The organism is Paenibacillus sp. FSL R7-0345 (assembly GCF_038595055.1).
In the GTDB taxonomy this organism is placed as follows: domain Bacteria; phylum Bacillota; class Bacilli; order Paenibacillales; family Paenibacillaceae; genus Paenibacillus_AQ.
Map to the genome: position 1 here is coordinate 4,261,130 of NZ_CP152002.1, position 25,851 is coordinate 4,286,980.

Here is a 25,851-nt window from a genome sequence, read left to right on the forward strand (position 1 = left end):
CAGGAATTATTTTCATTAATATAACATATTAACATCCCGGCAATATTCTTTATATGAAAAAACGGCGCAATCCCAAACGCAGGACTACGCCGTTCTTATTATAATCCCGTTCTAATGTTTACTGCATCCCCTGCATAATCGCATTAATAATTCCCTGCTGCGTTACCGTATTATTCGTACGGTTGAACAGACCAAAGCCATGCTGGCCGTTATAGCCGTTATCCCAGTAGACCGGTACTGCGCCGTATTTCTTCGCTGCTGCTGTTACCGCTCGGGCAAAAGCTGCACGGTACACGTTATTGCTGGAATCATAAGCCGTTTTATCAATGGAGCCGAACTCGCCGATTACGACCGGATAGCCTTGGGTCACAAATTTGTTGTACATGGCTTGGAGCTGGGAATTCAGGTAATCCTCCTGACCCCAGGTTGATTTCTTGGACGGGTTGGTGGCCGACGCCCCCCACTGCGTAATATTTCCTGATTCCTCTCCTGCAAAATCCCACGGGGAATAGTAGTGCGCGGAAATCATGATTCTTTTCTCCGAGCTCGGAATGGTAGAGGACCGGAACGTATCGGTTGGCAGAACAAAGCCGTAATTGCCGGCCGTGTAGTCGATATTCGTATTCCAGCCCGGAATCAGCAGCCATCTTGCGCTATTGTTGCCGCTGGTTTGTCTGACCGTATCCACAAAGATTTGATTGTAGGCATTCAGGTTGGCATAGTAAGCAGCATTCGGATTGCCATAATTGCCGTCAAACACCTCGTTCATGGATTCAAAAATAAGCCGCTCGTCATAGCCCACAAACTTATTGGCAATCTGCTGCCATACAAGCTTGTACTTCTCTTTGATCGCCGTCTGGTTCCCGCTATTCACCAGCAGCCAGCTGCCCTGAACGGAATTATAGCCATCCCCGTGAATATTGATGACCACATACAGGCCTTCATTATATGCATAATCTACAACCGTCTTCACCCGGTTTAGCCAGGTTGAATTAATCGTATAGTTCGGAGCGCTTCCAATGTAATTCAGGTAAGACACGGGAATGCGGATCGTTTTAAAACCCGCAGCCTTCACCTTCTTGATCAGTTCCTGGGTGACAACGGGATTCCCCCACGCCGTTTCGCTTGGAGTACCGTTGCTGGATGCCTCAAGCTGATTGCCCAGGTTCCATCCGGCACCCATTTCACTGACAACTTGTGAAGACGACAGGGATCTGAAATCCGAGGTAATAGGGGTAGCAGCGGCTGCCTTTGCACTCCATCCGGTCACAGCAGCAGAAGCCAGCAAGAGTAGAGCCAAACCGTAAAACCCACATTTTTTCATTTTGGCCAGCATGTCAAAACCTCCGTTTAAATTGTGGTTATGCATCATGCAAACGCTATCAATAAACAAATCGATTGGACCACAAAAAAATCCGAGTGCCCTCCTTCCCAAGGAACTGGATTCTACCAAGCCAAGAACCGGATGCCACTATCAGAATAACATATATTTGGAAATTATAGTATGTTTTTAGAAAATAAATAGAATAGGCTTATGGGATAATCCGCAGCAAAAAACTCCTGTGATAACCACAAGAGCTTTTGCCATTCGTCTATGAAAATCGTTATTCCCTCTCCGCTTATTGTCATGCTCAAGCCAGCAAAGCACCAGCCACCTGATCCAAAATACAATTGATCCCTGTCGGCCCATAGCAGCCGATCCAGGTAGCGGCATCCACCGGGTAGATCTGCGGCTGCTCGTTCGTATGCAGCATGACCCGGGCACTTTGCTCGGTTGCAGATATTCCGTCCTGCATTAGCTCGCCACTGAGCAGAAAGTAGTGATTGGCGTGCACCGCCGGCAGTCTGTCGACCGGGATATGATAAGCCGTATCGCTGGTATCTGCCACAAAAAGCGGAGCAGGCAATCCCAGATCCCGGTACAGCACAGCACCTGTGCGGTGTGAGGCGGTATGAACCCGGACCAGCGATTCTCGCGGGCGGATCAGGGCGACGCTCTGACCGGCAAGCACGGCTGCCAGGTCTCCTGACAGCAGGGCTGTACGCCGGTGATAGTCCGCAATAATAGCTTCCGCTCTCGCCTGCTTATCCATTATGATACCGAAAAGGCGTAATATCGTCTGCCAGCTCTCATTCCGTTTAAACATTAGGGTTGGGGCGATCCGGCTTAGACGCTCATAATACGGGGCGTGCACCTCGGTACAGACAATAAGATTAGGATGCAGCCGTTCGACCGCTTCCAGGTCCGGGTACTCATAGCTACCGGTCATTTCCGTTGCTTTAAGCCTCTCCCTGATATATTGGGGAAAATGTAACGAAGAACTGCTGCCCGTACCAACACTACCTGCCGGAGCTACGTCCAGAGCCAGCAAATGGTCGGCATACTGAACGTCGAGCACCGCGATGCGCTTTGGAACAGCGGTGACCGTATATTCGCCCCGCATATGGCAGATCACCGGGCCTTGCTGTGATTCATGCGAGGAGGCATAACGGTCCGGGAGCCCTGAATTAGCCTGTACTGCCCCAATCGCTAATGCGTCCGTGCGCCGGTACATCTGCGGAGGGAGTCCAAAATATTTTTTGAATGCCCTGCTGAAGTAATACATATCGCGGTAGCCTGTTCTTTCAGCGATTTCACTGATCGGGGCATCGGTATGGCGCAGCATCCGCTGTGCGCTCTCCATCCGCATCCGGATCACATATTCCATCGGTCCGACCAGCTTCTCCTGCTTGAACCGCCGCTGCAGCTGCCTTGAACTGCAGCCGGCAAGCGCGGCAAGCTCTTTAAGCTCCAGCTCCTGCCGGTAGCGACCCGCAATATAAGCAGTGACGATATCAACCATATCCGGTCCGGTACCGCCCCGGCCGCGTTCAACCTCCATCATCAGCTCGTACAGCATACCTTGCAGCAAGGCATTAACATGAAAACGCTCCAGCCCTTCGCCCCTGCTCCATTTGATTCTGATCTCATCTGCCGCCTGATGCAGTTCAGCCGGCTGCTCAAGCTGATGAACAAACGACGTGTATAGCGGGTGATTCCGCTGCGGATACAGCAGATGTGAAGCGCCTTCCATTAGGACGCCCTTATAGGTAATAACAGTATAATGAATGCTTTCTGCTCCGGCAGTTAAAGCAAATGCTGACCCTTTAACAGCATGGCAGGCAAAAAAAGCCTGGACACGGCAATCCTCACCGTTCATCTCAAGCCTTCCTTGCCCGCCGCCTGCCAGCAGCAGCTGGTTGGCAGTCAATTCTGCTTCGCTTAGAACGCCGCCGGGCGGAACAGTTCCGCTGCTTACGTCAAGCGTTTTGATTGCCAGATCACTCCATAAACTTGCCTGCTCCTGCAGCGGCATCCTCTCATCTCCTGACAATAGCATTCTGTTGCTGTTGTCATTTTAATTGAGATTCATTCTCATTGTCAATTTTCGGACACTTCCGGCAATATTCTCCCGACATCCGGTAGTAGAAGCAACAAGTAATCCGCTTGCTTTTGGCAGCCTGAACCCCGTCATGGGATTCGGTGAAACGTGTTAACGGATTACGCCTCATGCCAAACACAGAACCAGGTGCAACATGGGTCAGATAAGTAAAATCTTCGATCATCCGCTGCCTGTCTTGCCCGGTTTCAGCTGTCTCAGATGAATACAGCGGCGCTATGCGCACCATAATATTTTCCCAGAGTACCGCCATGGAGACGGGGCCAACTGCGGCAAGTGTCTGCATAAGCGGCGCAAGGCCTGCAGTGAAAATCTCCCTGACGGCCTCTTCCCGCCATCCTGCCCTGTTCTCCAGTGGTGCAGCCACCGTCCGCAGACCGTCTATAGCAAGGAATGGAAATCGCGTATCCCCTTGTCCGGCGGACCAATCGGGATGATAGAGAAAGCTTTTATTTAAATCGATTGAGACTTTCCGGTTATGAAAGGTCATTGCATTCAGCAGCGGTACAATCCACAGGTAACCGATCCGCTTGGCCAGCATGGAAGCGGCAACCTGCGTATCCGGCGCTCCGATATAATTCTTGAGCCAGCTCACATATTCACGGCAGGCAGCCTCATCACTCAGCTGGCTCAGGGCAATGGTACAGACACTGCTTGCCGTCGGTTCGCCCAGCCATAGCTGATAATCCTCCGTCAATTGTTGCCAGGAGACAGACGACAGATAGCCGTCCATTTTACTGCGCTCCCAGCAGTGCTTCCGCAGCCTGGTCTACAATAATGTTAATGGCAATTGGACCATAATAAGCGATCCAAAGCGTGGCGTTCACGTCGTAGGCACGGTTATTTTTAACGGCATCCATGGATTTCCAGACCGGGCTATTCGCCAGTTCTTCTGCATCTTTGGCAAACAGATCATCCGACAGCAGGAAATAGCGGTCCGCTCCGATATCCGCAACAGTCTCCATGGAAATCTCAACAGAGGTATCCTCTGTGATGGCTGTAACAAATTCAGGTGCGTTTAATCCCAAATCATCATAAAGAATGCTGCCTGTCCGGTGCTCCGGCCCGTGGACACGAATCCCTTCCGGTCTCGGACGGATCAATGCCACCGTTTCGTTGCCCAGCTTCGCCTTCAGCTGCTCGCGCAGACCGGTGAGTTTGTCCTCGTACGCCTGCTGTACGGTTTTCGCCTCCGCTTGTTTTCCTGTTATCTCACCCATGGTAGCCAGCGTAGCCCGCCAATCCTCGTAGAAATCGAGTACGATTGTCGGCGCTATTTTGCTGACGCTCTCATACGCTTCTTCCTGGAAGTCGGTCATCAGGATCAGATCCGGCTTCAGCGCTACGATAGCCTCCAGGTTAGGCTCATCCCTCGTACCCAGAACCTGCACATCCCCAAGCTCGCCCAGATATTCCGGGAACGTCGCGCCTTTTGCTCCAGCTACCACACTTCCCGCCGGCTGCTCGCCAAGCGCAATCAACTGATCGATGAATTTCACGTCGAGTGCGGCAATAACCTTCGGCTTCTCAGTCAGCGTGTATTCGCCTTTGATATGTTTAATCGTAACCGGGTAGGCTGCTGCAGCCTGTGCCTCCGGTGTTGCCGAAGCCTGCGTTTCGGATGCCGGAGACGGCTCGGCCGACGCCGCAGTTGCCTGTGCTGCATTCCCCGTATTTACGTTCCCTCCATTAGAACCGCAAGCTGTAAGTACAAGGACCAGTGCCAGCATCCATACCATTAATAGTGATGATGACTGCCTTTTTGTTGCTCTATTCATGCTGACTCCCCCTTATATGTGATAATGATTTTCATTATCAGATTTATAAGATTGAGTATACTCTACCGTTACACACCGGTTCCATGTACTTTTGCGACATCGCGGCCGGATTATTGCGACATTTTACACTTAAGGAACGGATGAAGTACCTCCTTTTTACTCATAAAAAATCATATGCTCCTTCTCCGCGCGGTAATAATCAAGCCGGTCCTGCAAGCTCCCCGTGTGAAACTCAAACATATGTCCATCCGGATCAAGAAAATAAATGGAATGCTTGTCCCTGACATCCCGTTCCCGCCCGGGCAGAATCTCAACTTGTAAACTTTTCAACTTATTGAGCAATCCCTCATAATCCGCTATATCCATTGTAAAAGCAATATGCGTATACGTCCTATTCTCCCGGTCCCGAACCACATCCTCCTGATTCAAGGCGATCCACAGCCCGTTCAGATCAAAATAAGCCAGCCTCCGGCCTTTAACCAGAATCTTCGCTCCGAATACGTCTGAGTAGAACTTGATGGACCTGTCCAGATCCGATACAGAGAAGCAAAGGTGGTTTATGTTTTGGATGTTCAATTTATACACCTCTCCTCCACCACAATATCCTCACACCGCACAATCAGCTCAGGCATCTCTCTCCCGGAAAAAAGTACATGAAGCTCATACCCATCATTCACACGGTACAGCTCATCATACAGCCAGCTGCTGCCCACGATATGCTCATCCAGCTGTATAATTTCCGGGACAACCAGCGTAATTTGGTTCATATCGGTCATTTCCCCCTCGTTGTCCAGCCGGATGATTACATCCTGCTCGGAGTGAATCTCCATCACCCGGCAATCGTGAAAATGCAACCGTTCCCGGATATAATCCGGAATCTGCTCTGCCTGCTGCGCCTCCCGGTACTGTTTTCCTATAGCGTTCATTTGTATTTTATTTTCTTCACTCAGCCGCTTAAGCTCTTGCATAGTATCCTTTGTGCAATAGCCCAGGGCCAGAACCCTTATGTCAGCAATCTGCTTGATCAGCTCTTCCGGCAGCCGATCAGCCTCATCACTGCAGTACCATTCATGAAGCTCCTTAAACTTTTGCCTGCAGCTCGATAGGTCAAACGGAGGGCGGGCATCGTAGTCCGCAATCCTCTGCTCTATCTCTAATTTTTGTTCGGGCGGCATGTGATAAATGAGAATGTCCTCTTCCGCGATCTCTTCGTTACCAAACAGCTTCCGTGCTGGTACAAGCTTGGCACCCTCCTGTTCCAGCAGGGAACGGGGGTCGTAGTCGTAAGATTCACGCTGCTCTTTTATGTATTGTTTCTCTTTTCTCGCATAGAGCCTTGAATACAGGGACTCATCCCGTGTATACGCTCCGCTATGTACTCTTTTGCCAAAATATAAACCGGTCCGCTGGCACAGCTCATACCATTCTTTCGTTAAATATCTCATTGCTGTTTCTTGTTCACTCCTTCTGCCTTTCTAATTCTCCTATTTAAAAAGAATACACAAAAAAGCCCCCGTCAGCCACCGACAGAAGCTCTATCCACCACTCTATTCAACAGTTCACAGTAAAAATATATACAGACTAAACCTTGAAAAGCACAATAATCTCCGTAAGCAGCACAAGACCGGCAGCAGATACACCAAACGAGTTAATCAGCGTCAGCGCCTCCGGATAGCTCTCTTTACGGAATTGAGAACACAGCGAAACCGTCCACAGCACCGTGAAAAAAAGCCCCACCGACCCGCAGCCCTGCTCCGCCAGAGCACGTCTTCTGCGCTTAAAGAATGAACCCAGCCCCGCAAAAGTGAACAGCATATAAATGACAAGCTCAGCGGTTGAAATAGCAATGATCTCCCCGGCCGAAAAAAGATGCATCAAAACGTACTGAATGCATAGCCCCATAAATACAAACAGGTTAAAGGAAACTTTGTTTAAACTCAAGTCCTATTCCTCCATTTGCGTATTGATGTACAGCATTATTTTAGATAACGCTTACATTATAATTGCAAACGGTTTCCTTTTCTGTGATTTATGATTCTCTATGCCTAATATTAATCAGCAGCTACCAAGCAGTCATCTTTGTTCTGAAGTCATTTTCGTCGGTCGTGTATTGTACATTGGTATAGCCATGTGATTGTGCATTCAAATACAGCTCCGTCAGTTTCTCCTGATCCTTGCAGTAAATCGCAACATGCACGCAATCAACTATGATCAGTACGAATTGACAGTCACTTTTTACGTATTCTTCATACGTCTGAACATCAACCACTTTGCTCCCCTTCGGAAAGGCCTTCAGATCTGCAAAAATAACATAATACTCATTGTTCTCCACAATATCTATGAGCTGGACACCATCCATACCAAATACCTGTTCAGGGAAAAGCGTTTCTGCAAGCGTCCCTGTATTCGTGAAATAGGCTTCCTCACCCCCGTTATACCACTGATAGTCGGCGGTATCGAACGGTTGCAGAAGCTCTCCCAGGAAACGGCCAAACTCATTAGGAATCTTGCAGGTTATCCCTCTTTTCGTATTTCCAGTATTGCTTGTCACATTCATTTCTTCATCCTCCTGTCATCCAATTGCAACTATAAGACTGCTCAGCAGCATGACTATGGACACTGGCGCCCAGATTCTTTTTTCGCGGACGCTTTTTGTAATCAGATTTAGAATGGACGCAATTACGGAAAAAGCAACCACAAACCAAATTGTCGACTCAGCAAACTTCTGCCAGCCGGGCAAAATAACCTCCGCTTTACTTAATACAATCAGCGCGAGTAATGCCAGAACTGCAATCTGAATCAGGCATGCCACACGCATTGAAGCCGGAAGTCTGCCGGGAAACTTTCCTCCCATTGCATACTCTCCCCAGGGCATACCTGCAGCAAGAGCTGCCTGGAACAGGATGACAACGGTGATAAGGATTGAAAAGACGTTTGCTGCGAGCGATAACGTCATCGGATGGTTACCCCCAAGGTCCTATTTTATTTTTTATCCCTTATCTCAAGCAGAATGGCCTCGATCTCCTCCATTCTTCTTATCATCTTTGTTTGGTTGCCTAGCAGGCCCGATAAACCAATTACCAAAATCATGATAATAAGCAGTTCCACTCTAACACTCCTTTATCCGGTTTGTCATGCTGTTTTAACATTCATCGTTAATTAGTCTTCACCCTCAAAAGTTACACCAGGTACCGGAGAATACTCTTTCAGCTTTTCTTCTTTGACTCTCCAAACGCCCTTAATAAAGTAACCGTAATCCGAAGCTGTTTTAGCCGGTTCTAATACAAAATCCAGCGTTTGTTTGACCAGACCATCCTCTTGCTTAATAAGAGCAACTCGTACGGTAGTAATAAAATCTTTATCCTGCTTAACATCTATAAATTGGGTGTCAATAAGGGCCGGATAGATTCCGCCTACAGGGGTAACATTTTCCGGGCCAATCACATCGCTGTCGAAATGCTCTGAACGAAGCGGTTCTACCATATTATCATTCCGGGTATCAAACCCTATGATGTACTGCATGATCATGTCATGGATGGATTGCCAGTGGAGTCCTTGAGCCAAGTCATCATCCCATACATTGTCCTTAGTATTAATCTTAACGGTTTTGGATTTGCTGTCCCAAAGAACTGAGGCATCGAGTGCTTTAGCTATGGTACTAATCGGTACGAGCACCCGCCCTTTCTCTATTTTAGGCGTAACGTCCGTAGATACCGGATTTCCATTCACTACAATACGAATCGGGGTAGCTGCACTTACCCCAGTCGCTACCGAGAGTAGAAGCACACACATAAGTGTGACTTTAAAACCCTTTTTAAAATATCTCATAGCTGCCATCTCCTCTTATCAAAATGAGTTCAAAACTTTCTCCTTTAGATTTATCGCAATTTTAACATTACATGGAAAAATAAACCACAATCATACGGGTCTGATTGTTAGTAAACCTGAATAGCTGTAATTATCTCATTGCATTTTTTTCCAAAATAGGTTAACTTAAAAAAGCTTAGCGATAAGCAAGTTCCTACTCGAAAGGGGATGTGATTTTAATGGCAACTACAACTTATATGGTGGTTTCGTCTTAAAACTGCATAGCAGGCATACGTGAATAAAGCGGGATAATGCCCGTACTATTTGGTGTGCCATCCTAAGTAACCTTTCGTGAATATTGCTGTTTGCACGATACGATAAAGGTCGTATCTTTTTGGTGTCCTGATGCCGCGCAACAGCAGCTTCTCTATTAGAGGCTGCTTGTCCGCGGCATTTTGCGTCCAAAAAACAACATTAAAAGGAGCTAACCCTAAAATATGATTGATCTAAAAAACTATGGCTACACCGAAATAGAAGCAATTCAAGACGGATTAACACCCGGCAGAGTGACGGAGCTGCGGCGCGAGCGTTACACAGTCATGACCGGACGCGGTGAAGTAACGGCTGTGCTCAAAGGGGCATTCTATCATAGCGCGGAAATGCGCGCGGATTTTCCATGTGTCGGTGATTTTGTTTTGCTGCAGTACAACGAGAGCGGAGACTCCCTAATTGTTACGGTACTGCCCCGCCGCTCCAAGTTTTCACGCGCAGATTACTCCGGGCACGCTTCAGGCTACGCCAAAACCATACGGGAACAGGTTGTTGCAACCAACTTTGACTATGTGTTCATTCTTTCTTCTCTGAACTTAGATTTCAACGTTACCCGTATCATGCGGTACCTGACCCAGGTCAGACAGAGCGGCGGTCAGCCGGTCATTCTTTTGACCAAAGCTGATCTCGTAGACGATTATAATCTGCACCTATCTGAAGTTACACACAGTATTCCTGATGTGCCGGTTCATGCGATTTGCAGTCACACCGCTCTGGGGCTGAACGAACTTGCTCCTTACCTGATGCCCGGCAAAACAGTCGTCTTTCTCGGCATGTCCGGCGTCGGCAAATCGTCCCTTGTAAATGCGCTGCTGGATGATAACGTCACAAAGGTTCAGGAGATCCGGGAGGCCGACAGCCGGGGGCGGCATACGACAACACACCGTCAGCTGTTCATGCTTCCCTCCGGTACGATGGTCATTGATACGCCGGGCATGCGTGAGCTTGGACTTTTTGATGCGGGTGAAGGCATACACGCAAGCTTTTCGGATGTGGAGGAATGGTTCCCGAAGTGCCGGTTTACAGATTGCCGCCATCAGGCCGAGCCGGGTTGCGCCGTTCTCGCTGCGCTGGAAGATGGTTCGTTACCGCGTGAACGGTGGGAGCAATATGTTGTCCAGCAGCATGAGCACAAATATGTCCAGAATCGAACGGGCTACCTCATCGACAAGAATGCACGTAACAAAACAATAGCTATGCGAAGCAAACAAACGAAGAAAAACGGGGGTTACAAGAAATGAATATTAAAACCGAAACTTTAATTTATGCCTTAAGCCAACAATTCAAGCAGGACATTCTCTCGGCTGACTACCAGACTAGGTCTTTACAGGGCGGAACGGTAGGAAATGTGCAGCTTGTAACAGGAACCGCTGAAACCGCAAATGAAGAAAAATTGCCGTATCATATCGTACTGAAAATCCAGCATAAATGGGAGCGTTACGGTGATCCGGGCTCATGGCGACGGGAATATGATCTCTATACGTCTGACTTGGGGACAACGTTCTCGGACGCTTTTCGCTGGCCCGTATGTTATCACGCTGAGCTCAACGCCGAAGAAAATGAATTTCAGCTGTGGCTGGAGTTCATCGATGGCGTATCCGGTTTAGAGCTGACTGGCGATATGTATGAACTGGCCTCGCTGGAGCTGGGGCGTTATCAGGGCAAGCTGTATACAGGGCAGCCTGCTGCGCTGCAGAGCCTGACCAACCTGAGCCATGCGGATTTGATGAAAAAAACATATCTGCACTACCGGTCATGGCCGCTTGTCTACAACTACATTCGTTCGGCGGAATGTGAATTCCCGCAGCACATCCGGCAAATGCTGATCGATATCGATGAGCAGTCAGACGAGATATTCGCCCGCATCGAAAAGCTCCCCCTCGTGTTATGCCACCGGGACTTCTGGGTGACGAACCTGATTTATGCTGACGGCGCAATCGCACTTATCGACTGGGATACCTCCGGCTGGGGCTACCTCGGCGAGGATCTTGCCAGCCTGATTGCCGATGAAGCGGATATCGGACACATGGTTGAATACTACCAGCGGTGTGTTCCGGCGTATTACAAAGGCTTTGCGGAGTATGCGGCGGATGCCCCTCCTGTCGCTGCTCACTGCGTCTACGAAATGATTCTGATCGTGTTCGGGTACAGGCTAGTAGAGTCCTATATCCACTCAGAGGATGGCGGCAAGGCCCAGAGTCTCCAGACGCTGCAAAAAGTTTATGAAATGAAAAATACTCCTCTACTGCGCTGATTGTAGCAACAGGTTAAAGGGCCATCCTTGAACAGGATGGCCCTTTCTTTGTTCTCGCCACGTTCTATAAAAGTTTCAGTTGCCGTAATGTTAGTTTGACAGCAGAACTAACACTACCCGTTAATTCAATCAACTATTCTAACATTTTTGAAAAGTATTTAGGAGCCTCCTTAAAACCTTGTCTTTCATAAAATCTATGAGCATCTATTCTTCTGGAATGACAGTGAACCTGGATACTGCTGCATCCTCTTTTTGTGGCAGAAGCAGAGGCAAATTCCTCTAATTCCTTTCCAATTCCCTTACTTCTAATTGAGGAGTCCACAACAAGATAACTAATTGATGCAATATCTCCTTCCATACCCAGTTGCGGGATATAATGCAGGGAGATACAGGCGATAACACGCCCTTCAGCTTCATATACCATTAATTCCTCATTGGGATCTGCAAGAAGTCTTTCCATATTTCTTTTAATAAAAAATTCTGTATCCTGGTAGCCTAATTGCATCAATAGTCTGGATATATCTTTCTTATCCTCCAAATTTGCTGGTCTAATCATACCTTTCATCTCCACTCATTTCTCATTTTATAAGTGCCGCCCGACATAAGCATGGCATTCAATTAACGGAATTACCAGAACCACGATGTGACTGTTTTAATGCAGGTATGGTCTATTAATGATAAATGCATAACTTTTAATGTTGTTGGACGGAATGCGTTTATTTACCTCATATTAACTCTGCAGCTCACTTAAGTTCATAACAAAACCTCCCCATAGAAGCTGTTAAACCTAGTTTGCTTCTAAGGAGAGGTTTTATTGTGTCTGCTGTATTTAACTACTGTTTCCTGTACGCTCAGCATAGAGGAAGATCAGGCCGAAAAATATCTCCAATTCCCTTCGGAAATAACCTCGGCTGCTCCATCGATTACTTTAATAGCGGTCTGATCATCAATGGCGTAGGATGGCCCTTGCTTCCCGGCAGCCCACTTCTCTGCAGCTGCCATCGTATTCCCAGGCAGCAGTTCATGGTCCAGATGCGGGAATATTGCAAAATCAACCAGACCAAGTGCTTCATCACTACCAGCGGGCGGTGTCCAACCAACGAAGAACTCCCCAATGTTAGGTGCCATCACCATACTCCCGGCGCTCATCCCCACATAAACAGCCTGCAGCGACGGCAAGAGGTCGGCCAGTCCGGATTCCTGCATCCAATGGTACAGATAGAGAGCATCGCCGCCCGACACCAGCAGGACATCTGTTTCGCGGACCAGCGGTACCCAGCGGTCTTGGCCAATGCTTGGCAGCGCTGTAAGCTCCAGCACACCGACGGACTTCCAGCCCAGTTCGACCATGGGATTCTCAGATTTGCCGCTGATGAACTGCCAGGCATTGACGCCGGGCCCAACCCATGGGTGTCCGTACATCGCGGTCGGGATACACAGAGCGCTACAGTCGGCAATTGGTTTGTCCAGCATGTCAACCAGAGCATCGTATATACTTTTGTTATTAACGCCCGCAGAGGTAAGCAGTAATTTCATAACTTCACTCCTTGTTGTTGTGTATACGCCTGATGTAACTTTTGTTTCTATTAAAGCTAACTTATGAACAGTCCTCTGCCAACAAAACCGGCACTAACCGGCTCTTTGCCGATTTCCCGGGCCCAAATGGACAGCTGACCGATGTGGTGGATTTCATGGGCAATCAGGTGACGCATGACCTCGCCGCATGGATGGGGCACTTCTCTGCCGTCGTCCAGGATGTCGGTCATGATCCGGTTCTCCAGAATGTCGTTCCAGACCATTCTTTGGGTACCTGCTAGTTGTATTCGAACAGCTTTTGCATGATTATAGCCTCCTGTGAGCCTATTGTTGAGCTTCCATTAATAATTCACAGATAACATTTCACCTGAACGGTCAATCAATTGGCGCAGCCCCGCTTCATCTGCTCCATATTGGCGGACATCTCCTCCGAGCAGCTTGTCAATCTGTCCCCGCTCGAAAGTATAGCTGTAGGACGCGCTGCCGTATGGACTGGATTTGTCTGTGAGCGAGTAAGTAACTTGCCCAACCGGGTCAGTAAGCACGTAAGTAATACTGTCGACGTTGTCAATCAGACTGAATAGCACAATAGCATTCCGGTAAAAGACATCTCCGCTGATTGCCTCATCTTTTTTCACTCCGGCAGAGTCATTCATGTCATATTTAATAGTTAAGCCATAGGGCGGAGCAACCGTCTGAAGCTCCATCCCGGCAGCCTTCAGCCCTTCGGGCACCGGCGTTCCGCCGATCAGACCGCCGACCTTGCTGGCAGCACCTATGTAGGGTGTGCGGTTTGTTAACAACTGCTCCACATGGTATCCATTATAAAGCAGCGGTGACTCTGGTAACGCTACAGGCTTGGGATTAACTATACAGACAGCAAGAATAACGGTGATAAGCACAAACGAAATTACCGTGACCCAGGGTGAAGGCGGGCGGTAGGCGAGAATATTTTTAATTCTGGATTTCACATTCCCCTCTCCAAAAGCAAGCGGACTCCCCGCCGGTACACCTCTCCTGCCCGTAGCAAGTGTTAGTAAAGAAGTAGAATAACCACCCTTTATGCCGCTGCCCAGCTTCCGGACGACAGCTTCGTCGCAGGACATTTCCATATCTTTTCCCATAAGCGCATAGGACAGCCACATCAGCGGATTGAACCAGTGCAGAATCACCAGTAGAAAAGCAAGCGGTTTGATCAGATAATCTAATCTGCGGATATGCGTCTGTTCGTGCAATACAATGTAAGTCAGCTCCTGGTCGCTCATTCCAGTCGGAATGTAGATTCTCGGCTTAATAAACCCGCACACAAAAGGCGCGTTAATCTGATCCGACTCAAAAATATTCTCCCTGACCAGCGTCGCCGTCCGCACTCTGGCCGTAATGCGTATATACGATATGACGCTGTAAAGCAAAAGAACCGCCACACCTGTCAGCCAGATTATACTTGAGGCCCATAAAATAATCTGTAGCGGATTTATACTTGCCATCTGGGCTGCCGCCGGAAGCGAACTATTAATCAGGCGGCTGATTCCGCCAATCCCGGCATCAACAGCTGGTCTTAGCTGTAACGCAATATCGGAAGGGACAAATTCCATAACACCTATTCCCGCCGGGTTGTTTGAATGGGGCTGAACCAGCCGCAGCAGGCTGAAGCCGGAAGTGAAGCTGACAGGCAGAATCAGTCTGATTAATACTGCTGACCATAGCAGGTAGGAGAATATTTTGGGGACACGCCGCAGAAATAATCTCGCCAGTATCACTGCTGCTGCCACATAGCCCGCTGTGATACTCATATTGAGGACAGTGACGAACAGCTCCGTAATCATCGGGTGGCCTCCTCAATGATCCGCTTCAGCTCCTCAGCCTCCTGTCCGGACAGCTTCTTTTTGCCGAGAAAAGCAGTTAAAAATTGCGGCAGCGATCCGCCGAAGGCTTTTTCCACTACGGTCTCGCTCTCGTATTGCTGTACTTCTTCCTTTTTGATGATCGCAGTCACGGTTGCATCCTCATTCTGCAAAATCCCCCGCTCGCACAGCTTTCGGAGCACTGTATAGGTCGTGGACTTTTTCCAGCCCAGCTTGGCCTGGCTCAGCTTCACCAGCTCTGTTGAATTAATCGGCTCATTATCCCAGATCAGGCAGGCGAATTTATACTCGGCATCAAACAATTTATAAGTTTCCATACACTTCCTCCTCATAAGTTTACTCCAGTAAACCTCTTAAAGAGAGTTTATTGCAGTAGACCTTGGAAGTCAAGCCGCTGTCAGCCCTTTAGCAGACTCTCTGGCAAAGTCGTTCCGGAAATTTTAATCAGTCTGGCCCCAAGCGTAACAAACCACACTGCAAAAACGAGCTGTCATACAAAGATTAACGCAGTCCCGATCAGCCAAGGGAAGGATCCGATCAGATCAAGAATTCCGGCAGCAAAACCAAGATAGGCACAGGGTTTACCTAATGGGGCTTAATAATTACAAAGCTCAGTACAATCGTCCAGCTTAATGGAACAGCTCTACAAGATCGCTCAAACGGTTAATCGTATAATCCGGCTCTTCCCTAACCTCACCAAATCCGTAGCTTGCAAAAACGAATGGAATTCCGGCAAACGCGGCCGCCTTCCGGTCTCCCTCCGTATCTCCTACATAAACTGGGTTAACTAGATTGTTACGCTGCATGATCAGCTTGATATTTTCACCCTTGGACAGGCCGGTCCGGCCCGGGTTCTCATAATCTATGAAAAACCGGCCCAGCTGGTGATATTCATAAAAAGCCTCGATATACCCCTTCTGACAGTTGCTTACGATGAACAGCTTGTATTTTGCCGACAGTGCAGTAAGGACTTCCTCTAACTCTTCGTATAATACTCCGCCCTGTTTGACAAGGTGCTGACACTCGGCTTCACAACACTCATCCAGAAGTCTTTGCTGCACTGCCTCCTCCATCCCGGGAAGCAGGATTTTGCCAACCTCGGCAGGCAGCAGACCCATAATCCCCTGTAAATTTTCCTTGGTGATCACATGCGGAACATCCGCATACCTGCGCAGCACATCATTCCACGCTACTGTCACAACCTCCGAAGAATCCCACATCGTCCCGTCCAGATCAAAAATAATGCTGTCCATATTAGCCTCCTGTATTGAGTTGTTAGTTATTGATACCTGTAAATTCCTGCATCATTCCAGCGCCTTATCAAACTCCGCACCATTCCCATTGTACAAATAAGTGTATTCTCCAAATTCATTCGTGTTAGGATTCGAATAGTACTTATCTATTAAGTACAGTACCTGATTGCGGTATAAGTTGGCTTCCTCCCTCATAAAACCACCAAATGCCCCTGTCCCGGATATACGCTCACTAGGTGCTTCAGACGTATCGGACCAGTTCATCCATTCCAGTTCCGATCCTTGTTCAACAAAAGCCTCATACCTTTTCTTGTATTCTCTCAGTATGTTTTTGTCTTCTTCAAACGGGTAGTGCTTGATTAAGCCCTCAAATAGATGGTTCCACTCGGCCTCCCAGGCATCCATATATGCATGAGATACATACCTGTCCTCGGGTGTTGAAGACGCGTTTTCGAAGTCTTTACTGAAAACCCTGTCGATCGGGTTATCTGAGGCTGCATCTGTGTCAACCTTTGCGGTACAGCCGGCGGTAAGAAGAGCTAGAGTGATAATCGCGATCAGACTTACCATTCTTCTTTTGCTCTTTTTACTCATCAGATTCACTCTTCCTTGCTTGATGCTCAGCCAAAAATGAGGCAAGAAATGCCTCCAGCTTATCATCCTCCAGATGAAACAACTCAACAATATTATAAGGAAACAAATTCCCCCTGCTTTCCTCTTTTTCAAACAGCTCACGTTTTCCGAATGCATTATTCGCCTTCGAGTATCTGCTCTCGAGCACAGCCATTAACTGAAAAAATCGCATATCAGGCTCCTGCTTCCATAACTCCTGCACCATACCCATTATCCGCTCTATTCTCTCCGGATCCCGCATTCTCTCTCCCCCTGCATTTGTGTTATACAAACATAATATCAGCTGCCGCACCATTTACATATAAAGGATTGTATAGTATGGCAGCCCCTGCGCACAAAAAAACAGGCCGCCTCACCGAGGCAGCCCGTCGCATCGTCATATATTAGAATACTTTTGTCGTCCACGATTCGCAGTTCCACGTATCGGTTACGATATCACGGTAAAATTCCGGTTCGTGGGAGATCAGCAGGATGCTGCCCTTGTAGGCTTTGAGCGCACGCTGCAGCTCTTCCTTGGCATCTACGTCAAGGTGGTTCGTCGGCTCATCGAGTACGAGCAGGTTGGATTCGCGGTTGATCAGCTTGCAGAGCCGGACTTTGGCTTTTTCGCCGCCGCTCAGAACCGCAATCTTGCTCTCAATGTGCTTGGTGGTCAGGCCGCACTTGGCAAGTGCCGCGCGGATTTCGAACTGGGTGAAGGACGGGAACTCGTTCCAGATCTCTTCGATACAGGTGTTGTAGTTGGCATCCTTCATCTCCTGCTCGAAGTAGCCGATTTCCAGTAGGTCACCAAGTCTGGCGGAACCGGAAATGGTCGGGATCTGGCCGAGAATGCTGCGCAGCAGTGTCGTTTTACCGATACCGTTGGCGCCGACAAGGGCGATCTTTTGTCCGCGTTCCATGCTCAGATCAAGCGGTCTGGACAGCGGGGAATCATACCCGATTACCAGGTCCTTGGTTTCAAAAATCACTTTGCCGGAAGTACGGCCCTGCTTGAAGTTGAACTGCGGCTTTGGTTTCTCCTTGGCCAGCTCGATCACTTCCATCTTGTCCAGCTTCTTCTGGCGTGACATCGCCATATTACGGGTAGCCACACTCGCTTTATTCCGGGCAACGAAATCCTTCAGGTCGGAGATTTCCTGCTGCTGACGCTTGAAGGCAGATTCAAGCTGCGACTTCTTCGCCTCATACACCTGCTGGAAATACTCGTAATCGCCGACATAACGCGAAAGCGACTGATTTTCCATATGGTAAATCAGGTTGATTACGCTGTTCAGGAACGGAATATCATGGGAGATCAGAATGAAGGCATTCTCGTATTCCTGCAGATAACGCTTCAGCCAGATGATATGCTGCTCATCCAGATAGTTGGTAGGCTCATCCAGGAGCAGGATATCCGGCTTCTCCAGCAGCAGCTTAGCAAGCAGTACCTTGGTGCGCTGTCCGCCGCTCAGATCGTGTACATCCTTGTCCAGACCAATATCGGTCAGGCCGAGACCGCGGGCCGTTTCGTCGATTTTGGCGTCGATCATATAGAAGTCCTGGTTAGTCAGCGTATCCTGAATCGTACCGACATCCTCCAGCAGCTGCTCCAGCTCCTCAGGAGTGACATCGCCCATCTTGCCGTACATATCATTCATTTCCTGCTCCATATCGAACAGGTACTGGAAGGCACTGCGCAGCACGTCACGGATCGACTGTCCTTTAGTCAGTGCAGCATGCTGATCCAGATAGCCTGCGCGCATCCGCTTGGCCCATTCCACCTTGCCTTCGTCAGGCTGGAGTTTGCCGGTGATGATGTTCATAAAGGTAGACTTACCTTCACCGTTGGCCCCGATCAGACCAATATGCTCACCCTTCAGCAGGCGGAAGGATACATCCGTGAAAATAGCACGGTCACCAAACCCGTGACTAAGCTTTTCTACATTTAATATGCTCATGAAGTTAACACCTTTTCCTTTACAAAGTATACTCGTCATATTATAAAGGTTTTGGGGCCGCAACTCCAGACGGGATTGAAAAAATAAACAGCCTGACTCCTGCTTTTATTTTATGTAAAGCCCAGGTAAAATATATTTGATTTTTACATAGGAATTTTCAGTATTTTCAGGTAATCTAATAGAGTTGAATTTGGAAGCTGCGATGTAATAGAATGAACTAATTAAAGTGAAAAGGATGCGCATAAGAAATGCGGTTGAAGGAACCACGTACACTCAGTAAAAGATCCATACTCTTCTTCTCTATCATCATGCTGGCGAAAAGCTACTTTGCCTGGTACTACCTGTTCGAGGACGGGCCGACCTGGAGTACCTGGATTAAAGAAATCCCCTTTGTCCTGATTATCTTCTGTCTGATTGAGTGGTTCGCCACCAAGCGGAAAATTGCCATTTACATGCTCGTCAATCTATTAATCACGATATTATTCTTCTCGCTGATTGTCTACCATAATCATTTCGGGATCATTGCCACCTCACAGGTAATCGGCCAGGCGAAACAGGTAGGCGCTGTCAAAAAGAGTATTTTTGCCGTCATCCATCCGCAGTACATGCTGATCTTCCTGGATATTATTATCATCAGCCTGATCATGCTGAGCCGCAAGAAGGCACTGGCCTGGAAAAAAGCGATGTCGCGCCGCAGCAACCGCAAGGTTGTAGCCGCCCTCTTCTGCATCTCGCTGGTCATCTGTATGATGAATATTTTTCCGAACAAAGCCAGTATGAACGAGACGGTTCAGGCGGAGCAGATGGGCATTCTGAATTATGAGGCCTACGCCCTGCTGGCAGGTCAGGAGGAGGAGCTGATCGACAGCTCGGCGATTACGCAGGCTGTGATTGATCAGACTAAAGGCATTACGGCCACGTCGACCCCGATCCTGAATGGCGCTGCCAAGGGTAAAAACCTGATTATTATCCAAATGGAATCTTTTCAAAACTTTTTAGTCCATCTGTCGGTTGACGGGAAGGAAATCACTCCCAACATCAACAAGCTGGCAGACAGCAGCATCTACTTCCCTCGCTTCTTCCAGCAGGTCGGCCAGGGCAATACTTCGGATGCGGAGTTTATCGTCAACACTTCGTTCTATGTCCCGCCGGATGGTCCGGCAACCGAAATTTATGCGCCAAAAGAGCTCCCAAGCCTGCCTAAGCTGCTGCAGGAGCAAGGCTACGACACCGCCACCTTCCATACGAATGAAGTGGATTTCTGGAACCGCGGTGAGCTGTACCGGGCGCTTGGTTTTAACCGTTATTATGACAAAGCCTTTTTCGGCGAGGATGATACGATTTTCTACGGTTCGTCCGATGAAATCCTTTACTCCAAGACTTCTGCTGAGCTGGCCCGGATGAATGAGAGCAGTCAGCCGTTCTACTCCCATGTCATCTCGATGTCCTCGCATAATCCGTTCACCATTCCGGAGAACAAGTACCAGATGAAGCTGCCGGAGCGGTATGAAGGAACGTTTGTCGGTGACTACATCCGCGCCCAGAACTATGCGGACTACGCACTGGGACAGTTCATCGCTGAGCTCAAAGAGAATGGCGTATGGGACGACAGTCTGGTTGTATTGTACGGGGATCACCGCGGGCTGCCGATTTTTTCGCTGAAGGATCAAGACAATGTACTGCTCGAGGAGATTCTGGGAAAAGAATACACCGAACGCGATCTGATCAACATTCCGCTGATCATTTCCTCTGCCGGTGTACCTGCACCAAGTGTGCAGAACCAGCTGGGCGGTCAGGTGGACATTCTGCCGACAGTAGCGAATCTGCTCGGCGTTTCAGTGGATGACCACATTCACTTCGGCCAGGATATTTTGAATCACAGAGATTACAACCTGCTGCCGCAGCGTTATTATCTGCCGACCGGATCATTTGTCAACAATGAGGAATTGTTCCTGTCCGGCAGCGGATTCGAGGACGGCCAGCATTACACGCTGTCCGGCGACGGCGACAAGCCGCTGCAGTCCACTGAGGACGAGTTCAACTCCGCGCTGAAGCTGCTTCAGCTGTCTGACAGCTATGTATCGCAGCTGCCGGACCGCGAAATAGAAGAGGAATAATAGATTTTTTTGGCAAAAGAACAGCCACTCCTGTTAAACGGGGGTGGCTGTTTCTTTATGATGTTACGGTCCTAGAAGCAGGTGAACGAGCTGATCCGGTTCAAATCAATGCCGAAGTAGGCCCAGGAGAAGCCGAACCATCTGAAGCCGGCAACCGAATTACGGCCGACGAATACCGGGAAGAACCAGAATTGCTCGCCGTTGTTCAGCCAGACGTAGGTGTTGCGGAACAGGCAGCGTCTAATCCCGCCGGGATCGACGGCATAAGCGGTAGCCGTCATTTGCGGTACGAATTGCGGTGGAGGAGCCGTTGGCGCTTGAGCACCGCCCGGTCCGCCTCCGGGTCCTCCCGTTCCTCCCCCCGGTGTCCCCGGAAATCCGCCTGGAAATCCCGGTCCTCCCGGTCCCCCTGGTCCACCTGGTCCTCCCGGGAACCCCGGAAATCCTTGGCCGCCACCCGGCCCTGGAAAAAATCCCATATATGATCGCTCCTTTTGATTGAGTAGGCATTATCATCATATGCATTCGCGGAGAGGGCGACTGGGCGGATGCCAAGAAAAATCCGCGTCCAGCCAAACTGAGCTTCAGGGAAATAGGCTGGCGATCCGCGGGCCGGCTCATACAATGGACGGCTCTTCATCTAAGGGGATTGCTTCGCACTAACCAGTCTTACTCACATTTATAATTGATTGATCAATTACTCTCATCCGAGAAAATCATTTCTTTTTCTGTAATTCCCGAATGGTCGCCGCTATACCAACCTCAGGTCTGGTTGCCGGAATAGTCCCGATATGGCTTTGATACTTCTCCCCGCTTAAGCGTAGCGGTTCTTCCGTTAAGTACAGCATCTCTACAACTTCCTTCATGACGGGAACGAATAATCCGAGCAGCGACAATCCAACCTTTTTAAGGGCAATAACGGGCTTATTCGTGCCGCTTGCCTGCTTAGCAATGCGGACAATCTCACGGCCGGAAATAATGTCCGAACCAGGGATATTCCAGTTCTGCCCATAAGCCTGCTCGCTAGCCGCAAGCTCCACAATCATCATAGCCGCATCAGGCAGATATACATATTCACGCGGCGTATTCATATTCCCTACGAAAAAGGCCATTTTCCCGGCTGCGATTGCTTCGAGCGTTCCGCCCAAATATGAAGCTTGATTGGCGGTCGGACCGTAATAATCGGGGAGGCGTACAATCATGGGGCGCGCATGACTCCATTTGCTGCTAAAAATCATTTGCTCAAAGGCAAGCCGCACTTTTCCCTTTTTCGTGTGTGGCTGTTTGGAATGCTCCTCCGTTACGCGATCCATTTGTCTTCGTCCATAGGGATAAATGCCATCAATGACGACAACCTTCAGGCTCAGCCGGTCGGCCGCCTCCATTACAGATTCACCGAGAGGAATCAGCTTGCTCTCCATCTCATTGTAAGGGACGTTAGCGCAATGGAATAATACATCCGCATCTTTGGCCGCAGCCGCAATATCATCCGTCCGGGAGGCATCCCCGGTTGCTAACAACAGGTGAGCAGGATTGCCTAACCCGCCTGCAAGCTCCTCCAGCTTATGGCGAGACCGTCCGAAGGCAACCGTCGGTATCCCCCGTTTTACAAGTTCAGATACAATAACCGCTCCTGTACCGCCTGTAGCACCAACAACAATCGCTTTTTTCATCATTCTTCAACTCCCATTCAGTTTTGTAATTGATTGATCACTAACTTTTAATGAAACTATACCATTTAGTTAGTGATTGATCAATAACTAAATTTAAAATTATGGCTTTCGCCATATTAAACTTCCCGTTCGATGAGTTCCGGCATATCAAGTGCCCAGGAAATATTACACAACATCCCCCTGGCAAGGAAATTAAACGTCCGGTCCTCTGGATTCTGCAGCCCTTTCTCGCGGAAAGCACTCAACACGATTTGGCGTACTTCCCGAAAACCGTTGCGCATTGCTTCACGAATCGCCTCCTCACGCATCGTCTGGGCTTGCATCTGCAAGTAGGTCTCGTTCATATAGGAGGCCAGAATTTCCTTGTATGCCTCAATCAGATCGTTCTCCAGCTGCTCAGGGGCTGCTGCGCTTTCCACGACCAGTCGAAAGGATTGCTGAATCCGTTCCCAGGAAAGCTCCAGTGCGCTGAGCAGCAGTGCTTCCTTCGTTGCAAAAAAACGAAACACATAGGGTTGGGAAATTTTCGCCCGTTCTGCAACCTGTGCCGTTGTAGCGCGATAATAACCCGTTTCCGCAAACACCTCAATCGCTGCAGAGATGATTTCGGCTTTCCGGTTTACGCTGCTTTTATCATCCTTTGCCATAAATCCAACACTCCTTCTCTTTAGTTAGTGACTAATCAATAATATAAAATCAATCAAGTATAGCCTATTTACGGCATCAATGCAAACGCTGGGGTTGGACACTGCTCAGACCTTCTCCAGCTCACTTTTATACAGCGCAAAATTCTCTTCATCAAAACACACGAAGACTACCTTCTTAATTATCGACTCGTTATTTAATACATACTTGACTACTTCATCTAAAGCTATGCGGCAAGCTAAGTCTTTCGGATAACGGTATATACCAGTACTTATATTTGGAAAAGCAACACTGGTAACCTCGTTTAAATCAGCTTGTCTTAGTGCGTTCTTATAACAGTTCCTCAGCTTCTCTTCTTCATCGTTCACTCCACCATTCCAGACCGGCCCAACCGTATGTATAACCAAACGGCATTTCATATTTCCTCCCGTGGTTACTACCGCTTCGCCCACCGCGCAACTACCTTGCCTGCTGCGAATCTTCATGCATTCTTCTAATATTGCTTTGCCTCCAGCTCTATGGATAGCGCCGTCTACGCCCCCGCCACCCATTAAACTCGTATTAGCAGCATTAACGATTGCATCAACATCTGTTTTAGTAATATCGCCTTGAATTAACTGGAGTATTGAGTTGTGAATGGTAACTTCCATGAGTGTCCTCCGCTATGTGGATAGAGTAAGTGAACATTTTATTTTGTTAAAAAACAACCTATTGAGCTCTCTAACAATCAAACGTTATGATCAATCTGATATCCGCCGGATTTTTCGGTCCAATAAGACGGTTAAGAGCTTCTAAAAATGACTGCCCGCATTCTTTATAATTGACGGTTTCAAATATTATTTCACCTGCCATAGTCTCATCTTCATATTCAAACACTTGGTCCCAGTTATATTCCAACAGTTCCTGTGCAGTAAACCATGTCGTACTATGGCCTTCTAAAATTCTAATTTGAGGCGGGATCTCCGGACTAACGTCTTCAGGTAAACCACGCGGATCACTAATATAGGGCATATCTTCGGCATTCCGCTGGTTGGCTAAAATTGCAAACAGGCTATAATTTCTCTCTGTAAAAAACATCTCTTTTCGTTCGACTTCCCAAATAGGCCCCTCATCCCGTTCAGGATAAAGGATGGCCAAGCTGTTTTTAGTCCATTTATCAATCGATATCCACTTTCCAGTCCGGTCAGTCTCGTATATGTCGAACCGATACATTCTTTCCTCTACAAAACAGTGAATATCCGTCCCCATGGAGTTCCTCCAATTTTTTAATATTTACCAAATATATTTTAGGTTTTCATTAGTTATCCTGCATTGCCCAAGGCCCCGCCCCCCAAACCTCTCTACGCGCCAGAAACAGCCGATCATCATCATATGTATAGTAAAATAACGGCTCGTCCGGCCGGCCATACCGCTCAAAAAGTTCCTGAGGTATTACCGCAGCATCAAAAGTCCACAGCTTTCTGCTATCACCAGTGATGATGGCCTCCCAGGGCTCACCGTCCGTAGCCTCACTGGTAAAATACACCCCGCTCTGCTGGTACTGGTCTGAAAACTGCCGCATTAAATCCCAGATGTACGGTTTCGCTTCCTTTACCAACTCACCTGTCCTATAATCCGCTGTTATCTCTTCAGTCCAAAATAACAAGTTTATCTCAAGCCAAGTCTCTGCCAGTTCGGGAAACACTTCTGGAGTAAGACCCACCACATAAGGCCTTACATGCAGGGAAAGCCCCTCTACAGGGACCTCCTCTGCATCTGTATTGCCTCCCTGATACATAAAGCCGTTATCCGCCAGCTTCCATTCAAGCCCGCTGCAGAAATAGCTGTTATCCAAGCCAATTCCGGCGAGGAACGTGGCAAATTGCTGAATAGTCTCCTTAAAATTGCCGGCGCCACACCTTACATAGGTCTGAATATGTGAGTACTCCGGCACTATTTTTCCTCCTCCGGCACCCAATCCCTAACCGCTTTCCACTCCCCGTCCCTGCTCTCCCGCTCAAAAGCACTGCCAATCTCTCCCTTGAACGGCTCCAGCAGACTGGGGTCCTTATCCATTATCGAATAAACATGCATGAGCCTCACATGATCGGAATTGTTCAGATAGGCTTCATCCTCATCTCCCGCGAACAGCCGCCAGCCGCTGTCCTGCTCCCGCTCAGGCGTCTGCCGGTACATCCAGTGCACCGCGCTGCCCGGCTCCAGGCATTTCTTGGAGACCAGCGCCAGCTTCTCCCCGACTGCCAGCCACAAAGGGTCGCCTTCGCGGAGCAGGGTCCGGGCAATATGCCTGGCTTCAAAGTGCACAGTATCTCCCGGCTTCAGTGTCTTCAGGTACTCCGGAGCATTCGTTAGAATTCCGGTGTACTGGCGGCTAACCTCATCCTGGCCGGTAACCTCCACCCACATCCGTTCAGCACGCGGCCCGCCCTCGCCGGGATTCGTTAATAAAAAGTGCAGTCTGACTAACTTTCCTGGCTGCTGTGTACTTCTTTCCTGCTCGGAGGGGATGATGAAGGTTTCCGGGTGCAGTAAGCTCGTCTCTTCTACGTTTTCTAAGATCCATTCCATTAGGCATTCCTC

Annotated in this window: 28 protein-coding genes and 1 pseudogene; 3 read left to right on the forward strand and 26 right to left on the reverse strand. The window is 48.7% G+C overall.

From position 1 onward, the window contains the following. Nucleotides 1-118: 118 nt before the first annotated feature. The 10 genes from NST84_RS18265 to NST84_RS18310 form a co-directional block, all read right to left on the reverse strand. Complete coding sequence (locus NST84_RS18265; RefSeq protein ID WP_342561591.1) at nucleotides 119-1,324, reverse strand: glycoside hydrolase family 5 protein; 1,206 nt, start codon at nucleotides 1,322-1,324, stop codon at nucleotides 119-121. Nucleotides 1,325-1,631: 307 nt separating this feature from the next. After that, entirely contained in the window at nucleotides 1,632-3,356 is a 1,725-nt protein-coding gene (locus NST84_RS18270) for a helix-turn-helix domain-containing protein (RefSeq protein WP_342561592.1), read from the reverse strand. Between the two features lie 37 nt (nucleotides 3,357-3,393). Beyond that, on the reverse strand, nucleotides 3,394-4,173 hold the full coding sequence (locus NST84_RS18275) for a (2Fe-2S)-binding protein (protein WP_342561593.1): 780 nt from the start codon (nucleotides 4,171-4,173) through the stop codon (nucleotides 3,394-3,396). Between the two features lies 1 nt (nucleotide 4,174). Continuing rightward, complete coding sequence (locus NST84_RS18280; RefSeq protein WP_342561594.1) at nucleotides 4,175-5,218, reverse strand: iron-siderophore ABC transporter substrate-binding protein; 1,044 nt, start codon at nucleotides 5,216-5,218, stop codon at nucleotides 4,175-4,177. Between the two features lie 156 nt (nucleotides 5,219-5,374). Beyond that, nucleotides 5,375-5,794, reverse strand: coding sequence for a metallothiol transferase FosB (fosB, locus tag NST84_RS18285; protein ID WP_342561595.1), 420 nt, complete (start codon nucleotides 5,792-5,794; stop codon nucleotides 5,375-5,377). After that, nucleotides 5,791-6,663, reverse strand: a complete 873-nt coding sequence (locus tag NST84_RS18290) for a DUF4085 family protein (RefSeq protein WP_342561596.1) — start codon at nucleotides 6,661-6,663, stop codon at nucleotides 5,791-5,793. Before NST84_RS18290 ends, fosB begins: the two co-directional genes overlap by 4 nt. 136 nt (nucleotides 6,664-6,799) lie before the next feature. Then, on the reverse strand, nucleotides 6,800-7,159 hold the full coding sequence (locus tag NST84_RS18295; protein ID WP_342561597.1) for a hypothetical protein: 360 nt from the start codon (nucleotides 7,157-7,159) through the stop codon (nucleotides 6,800-6,802). Between the two features lie 121 nt (nucleotides 7,160-7,280). Next, on the reverse strand, nucleotides 7,281-7,775 hold the full coding sequence (locus NST84_RS18300) for a DUF2691 family protein (RefSeq protein WP_342561598.1): 495 nt from the start codon (nucleotides 7,773-7,775) through the stop codon (nucleotides 7,281-7,283). Between the two features lie 15 nt (nucleotides 7,776-7,790). Beyond that, nucleotides 7,791-8,174, reverse strand: coding sequence for a hypothetical protein (locus tag NST84_RS18305; RefSeq protein WP_342561599.1), 384 nt, complete (start codon nucleotides 8,172-8,174; stop codon nucleotides 7,791-7,793). A 203-nt stretch (nucleotides 8,175-8,377) separates the two neighbouring features. Next, a complete protein-coding gene (locus NST84_RS18310) occupies nucleotides 8,378-9,046 on the reverse strand; it encodes a stalk domain-containing protein (RefSeq protein ID WP_342561600.1) in 669 nt (222 codons plus the stop codon). Between the two features lie 476 nt (nucleotides 9,047-9,522). Between NST84_RS18310 and rsgA the strand changes: the two genes are divergently transcribed. Both rsgA and NST84_RS18320 read left to right on the forward strand, forming a co-directional pair. After that, entirely contained in the window at nucleotides 9,523-10,596 is a 1,074-nt protein-coding gene (gene rsgA, locus NST84_RS18315; RefSeq protein ID WP_342561601.1) for a ribosome small subunit-dependent GTPase A, read from the forward strand. Next, a complete protein-coding gene (locus NST84_RS18320) occupies nucleotides 10,593-11,609 on the forward strand; it encodes a phosphotransferase (protein WP_342561602.1) in 1,017 nt (338 codons plus the stop codon). Before rsgA ends, NST84_RS18320 begins: the two co-directional genes overlap by 4 nt. A 133-nt stretch (nucleotides 11,610-11,742) precedes the next feature. On the opposite strand, the gene NST84_RS18325 is transcribed toward NST84_RS18320, so the two are convergent. The 9 genes and pseudogenes from NST84_RS18325 to NST84_RS18365 all read right to left on the reverse strand — a co-directional run bounded on the left by NST84_RS18325 (nucleotide 11,743) and on the right by NST84_RS18365 (nucleotide 18,836). Beyond that, nucleotides 11,743-12,165: a GNAT family N-acetyltransferase gene (locus NST84_RS18325; RefSeq protein ID WP_342561603.1), complete on the reverse strand. Its 423-nt coding sequence runs from the start codon at nucleotides 12,163-12,165 to the stop codon at nucleotides 11,743-11,745. A gap of 311 nt (nucleotides 12,166-12,476) precedes the next feature. Then, a complete protein-coding gene (locus tag NST84_RS18330) occupies nucleotides 12,477-13,145 on the reverse strand; it encodes a Type 1 glutamine amidotransferase-like domain-containing protein (RefSeq protein ID WP_342561604.1) in 669 nt (222 codons plus the stop codon). 56 nt (nucleotides 13,146-13,201) lie between these two features. Beyond that, nucleotides 13,202-13,402 (reverse strand): annotated as a pseudogene (locus NST84_RS18335) (DinB family protein); the annotation flags it as partial. Nucleotides 13,403-13,486: 84 nt separating this feature from the next. After that, entirely contained in the window at nucleotides 13,487-14,971 is a 1,485-nt protein-coding gene (locus NST84_RS18340; protein WP_342561605.1) for a M56 family metallopeptidase, read from the reverse strand. Continuing rightward, nucleotides 14,968-15,327, reverse strand: coding sequence for a BlaI/MecI/CopY family transcriptional regulator (locus tag NST84_RS18345; RefSeq protein ID WP_342561606.1), 360 nt, complete (start codon nucleotides 15,325-15,327; stop codon nucleotides 14,968-14,970). The genes NST84_RS18340 and NST84_RS18345 overlap by 4 nt, the downstream gene beginning before the upstream one ends. A gap of 312 nt (nucleotides 15,328-15,639) precedes the next feature. Next, nucleotides 15,640-16,263, reverse strand: a complete 624-nt coding sequence (locus NST84_RS18350) for an HAD family hydrolase (RefSeq protein ID WP_342561607.1) — start codon at nucleotides 16,261-16,263, stop codon at nucleotides 15,640-15,642. A 51-nt stretch (nucleotides 16,264-16,314) separates the two neighbouring features. Then, on the reverse strand, nucleotides 16,315-16,857 hold the full coding sequence (locus tag NST84_RS18355) for a hypothetical protein (protein ID WP_342561608.1): 543 nt from the start codon (nucleotides 16,855-16,857) through the stop codon (nucleotides 16,315-16,317). Then, nucleotides 16,850-17,107 carry a hypothetical protein gene (locus tag NST84_RS18360; RefSeq protein ID WP_342561609.1) on the reverse strand — a complete coding sequence of 86 codons (258 nt, stop codon included), beginning with the start codon at nucleotides 17,105-17,107 and terminating at the stop codon, nucleotides 16,850-16,852. Before NST84_RS18360 ends, NST84_RS18355 begins: the two co-directional genes overlap by 8 nt. 172 nt (nucleotides 17,108-17,279) lie before the next feature. Next, on the reverse strand, nucleotides 17,280-18,836 hold the full coding sequence (locus NST84_RS18365; protein ID WP_342561610.1) for an ABC-F family ATP-binding cassette domain-containing protein: 1,557 nt from the start codon (nucleotides 18,834-18,836) through the stop codon (nucleotides 17,280-17,282). 248 nt (nucleotides 18,837-19,084) lie between these two features. On the opposite strand from NST84_RS18365, the gene NST84_RS18370 reads away from it, so the two are divergent. After that, nucleotides 19,085-20,953 (forward strand): LTA synthase family protein, encoded by a 1,869-nt coding sequence (locus tag NST84_RS18370; RefSeq protein WP_342561611.1) that lies wholly within the window; start codon nucleotides 19,085-19,087, stop codon nucleotides 20,951-20,953. A gap of 71 nt (nucleotides 20,954-21,024) precedes the next feature. Here NST84_RS18370 and NST84_RS18375 read toward each other — a convergent pair whose 3' ends face one another. The 7 genes from NST84_RS18375 to NST84_RS18405 form a co-directional block, all read right to left on the reverse strand. After that, nucleotides 21,025-21,432, reverse strand: a complete 408-nt coding sequence (locus NST84_RS18375; protein WP_342561612.1) for a collagen-like protein — start codon at nucleotides 21,430-21,432, stop codon at nucleotides 21,025-21,027. Between the two features lie 237 nt (nucleotides 21,433-21,669). Beyond that, nucleotides 21,670-22,626, reverse strand: coding sequence for an SDR family NAD(P)-dependent oxidoreductase (locus tag NST84_RS18380; RefSeq protein ID WP_342561613.1), 957 nt, complete (start codon nucleotides 22,624-22,626; stop codon nucleotides 21,670-21,672). A gap of 116 nt (nucleotides 22,627-22,742) precedes the next feature. Next, the gene (locus tag NST84_RS18385) at nucleotides 22,743-23,273 is read right to left on the reverse strand and encodes a helix-turn-helix domain-containing protein (protein WP_342561614.1); all 531 of its coding nucleotides are present in this window, start codon (nucleotides 23,271-23,273) and stop codon (nucleotides 22,743-22,745) included. Between the two features lie 105 nt (nucleotides 23,274-23,378). Then, nucleotides 23,379-23,921, reverse strand: a complete 543-nt coding sequence (locus tag NST84_RS18390; protein ID WP_342561615.1) for an O-acetyl-ADP-ribose deacetylase — start codon at nucleotides 23,919-23,921, stop codon at nucleotides 23,379-23,381. Nucleotides 23,922-23,991: 70 nt separating this feature from the next. Continuing rightward, nucleotides 23,992-24,519 carry a hypothetical protein gene (locus NST84_RS18395; protein ID WP_342561616.1) on the reverse strand — a complete coding sequence of 176 codons (528 nt, stop codon included), beginning with the start codon at nucleotides 24,517-24,519 and terminating at the stop codon, nucleotides 23,992-23,994. A 49-nt stretch (nucleotides 24,520-24,568) separates the two neighbouring features. After that, nucleotides 24,569-25,204, reverse strand: a complete 636-nt coding sequence (locus tag NST84_RS18400) for a hypothetical protein (protein ID WP_342561617.1) — start codon at nucleotides 25,202-25,204, stop codon at nucleotides 24,569-24,571. After that, nucleotides 25,204-25,839 (reverse strand): DUF2185 domain-containing protein, encoded by a 636-nt coding sequence (locus tag NST84_RS18405; RefSeq protein WP_342561618.1) that lies wholly within the window; start codon nucleotides 25,837-25,839, stop codon nucleotides 25,204-25,206. The genes NST84_RS18400 and NST84_RS18405 overlap by 1 nt, the downstream gene beginning before the upstream one ends. Nucleotides 25,840-25,851 lie beyond the last annotated feature (12 nt).

Coding starts and splice junctions, on each gene's coding strand:
- NST84_RS18265 (WP_342561591.1), bottom strand. CDS start 1,324: ATGAAAAAATGTGGGTTTTACGGTTTGGCTCTACTCTTGCTGGCTTCT.
- NST84_RS18270 (WP_342561592.1), bottom strand. CDS start 3,356: ATGCCGCTGCAGGAGCAGGCAAGTTTATGGAGTGATCTGGCAATCAAA.
- NST84_RS18275 (WP_342561593.1), bottom strand. CDS start 4,173: ATGGACGGCTATCTGTCGTCTGTCTCCTGGCAACAATTGACGGAGGAT.
- NST84_RS18280 (WP_342561594.1), bottom strand. CDS start 5,218: ATGAATAGAGCAACAAAAAGGCAGTCATCATCACTATTAATGGTATGG.
- NST84_RS18290 (WP_342561596.1), bottom strand. CDS start 6,663: ATGAGATATTTAACGAAAGAATGGTATGAGCTGTGCCAGCGGACCGGT.
- NST84_RS18300 (WP_342561598.1), bottom strand. CDS start 7,775: ATGAATGTGACAAGCAATACTGGAAATACGAAAAGAGGGATAACCTGC.
- NST84_RS18305 (WP_342561599.1), bottom strand. CDS start 8,174: ATGACGTTATCGCTCGCAGCAAACGTCTTTTCAATCCTTATCACCGTT.
- NST84_RS18310 (WP_342561600.1), bottom strand. CDS start 9,046: ATGAGATATTTTAAAAAGGGTTTTAAAGTCACACTTATGTGTGTGCTT.
- rsgA (WP_342561601.1), top strand. CDS start 9,523: ATGATTGATCTAAAAAACTATGGCTACACCGAAATAGAAGCAATTCAA.
- NST84_RS18320 (WP_342561602.1), top strand. CDS start 10,593: ATGAATATTAAAACCGAAACTTTAATTTATGCCTTAAGCCAACAATTC.
- NST84_RS18325 (WP_342561603.1), bottom strand. CDS start 12,165: ATGATTAGACCAGCAAATTTGGAGGATAAGAAAGATATATCCAGACTA.
- NST84_RS18330 (WP_342561604.1), bottom strand. CDS start 13,145: ATGAAATTACTGCTTACCTCTGCGGGCGTTAATAACAAAAGTATATAC.
- NST84_RS18340 (WP_342561605.1), bottom strand. CDS start 14,971: ATGATTACGGAGCTGTTCGTCACTGTCCTCAATATGAGTATCACAGCG.
- NST84_RS18345 (WP_342561606.1), bottom strand. CDS start 15,327: ATGGAAACTTATAAATTGTTTGATGCCGAGTATAAATTCGCCTGCCTG.
- NST84_RS18350 (WP_342561607.1), bottom strand. CDS start 16,263: ATGGACAGCATTATTTTTGATCTGGACGGGACGATGTGGGATTCTTCG.
- NST84_RS18355 (WP_342561608.1), bottom strand. CDS start 16,857: ATGAGTAAAAAGAGCAAAAGAAGAATGGTAAGTCTGATCGCGATTATC.
- NST84_RS18360 (WP_342561609.1), bottom strand. CDS start 17,107: ATGGGTATGGTGCAGGAGTTATGGAAGCAGGAGCCTGATATGCGATTT.
- NST84_RS18365 (WP_342561610.1), bottom strand. CDS start 18,836: ATGAGCATATTAAATGTAGAAAAGCTTAGTCACGGGTTTGGTGACCGT.
- NST84_RS18370 (WP_342561611.1), top strand. CDS start 19,085: ATGCGGTTGAAGGAACCACGTACACTCAGTAAAAGATCCATACTCTTC.
- NST84_RS18375 (WP_342561612.1), bottom strand. CDS start 21,432: ATGGGATTTTTTCCAGGGCCGGGTGGCGGCCAAGGATTTCCGGGGTTC.
- NST84_RS18380 (WP_342561613.1), bottom strand. CDS start 22,626: ATGAAAAAAGCGATTGTTGTTGGTGCTACAGGCGGTACAGGAGCGGTT.
- NST84_RS18385 (WP_342561614.1), bottom strand. CDS start 23,273: ATGGCAAAGGATGATAAAAGCAGCGTAAACCGGAAAGCCGAAATCATC.
- NST84_RS18390 (WP_342561615.1), bottom strand. CDS start 23,921: ATGGAAGTTACCATTCACAACTCAATACTCCAGTTAATTCAAGGCGAT.
- NST84_RS18395 (WP_342561616.1), bottom strand. CDS start 24,519: ATGGGGACGGATATTCACTGTTTTGTAGAGGAAAGAATGTATCGGTTC.
- NST84_RS18405 (WP_342561618.1), bottom strand. CDS start 25,839: ATGGAATGGATCTTAGAAAACGTAGAAGAGACGAGCTTACTGCACCCG.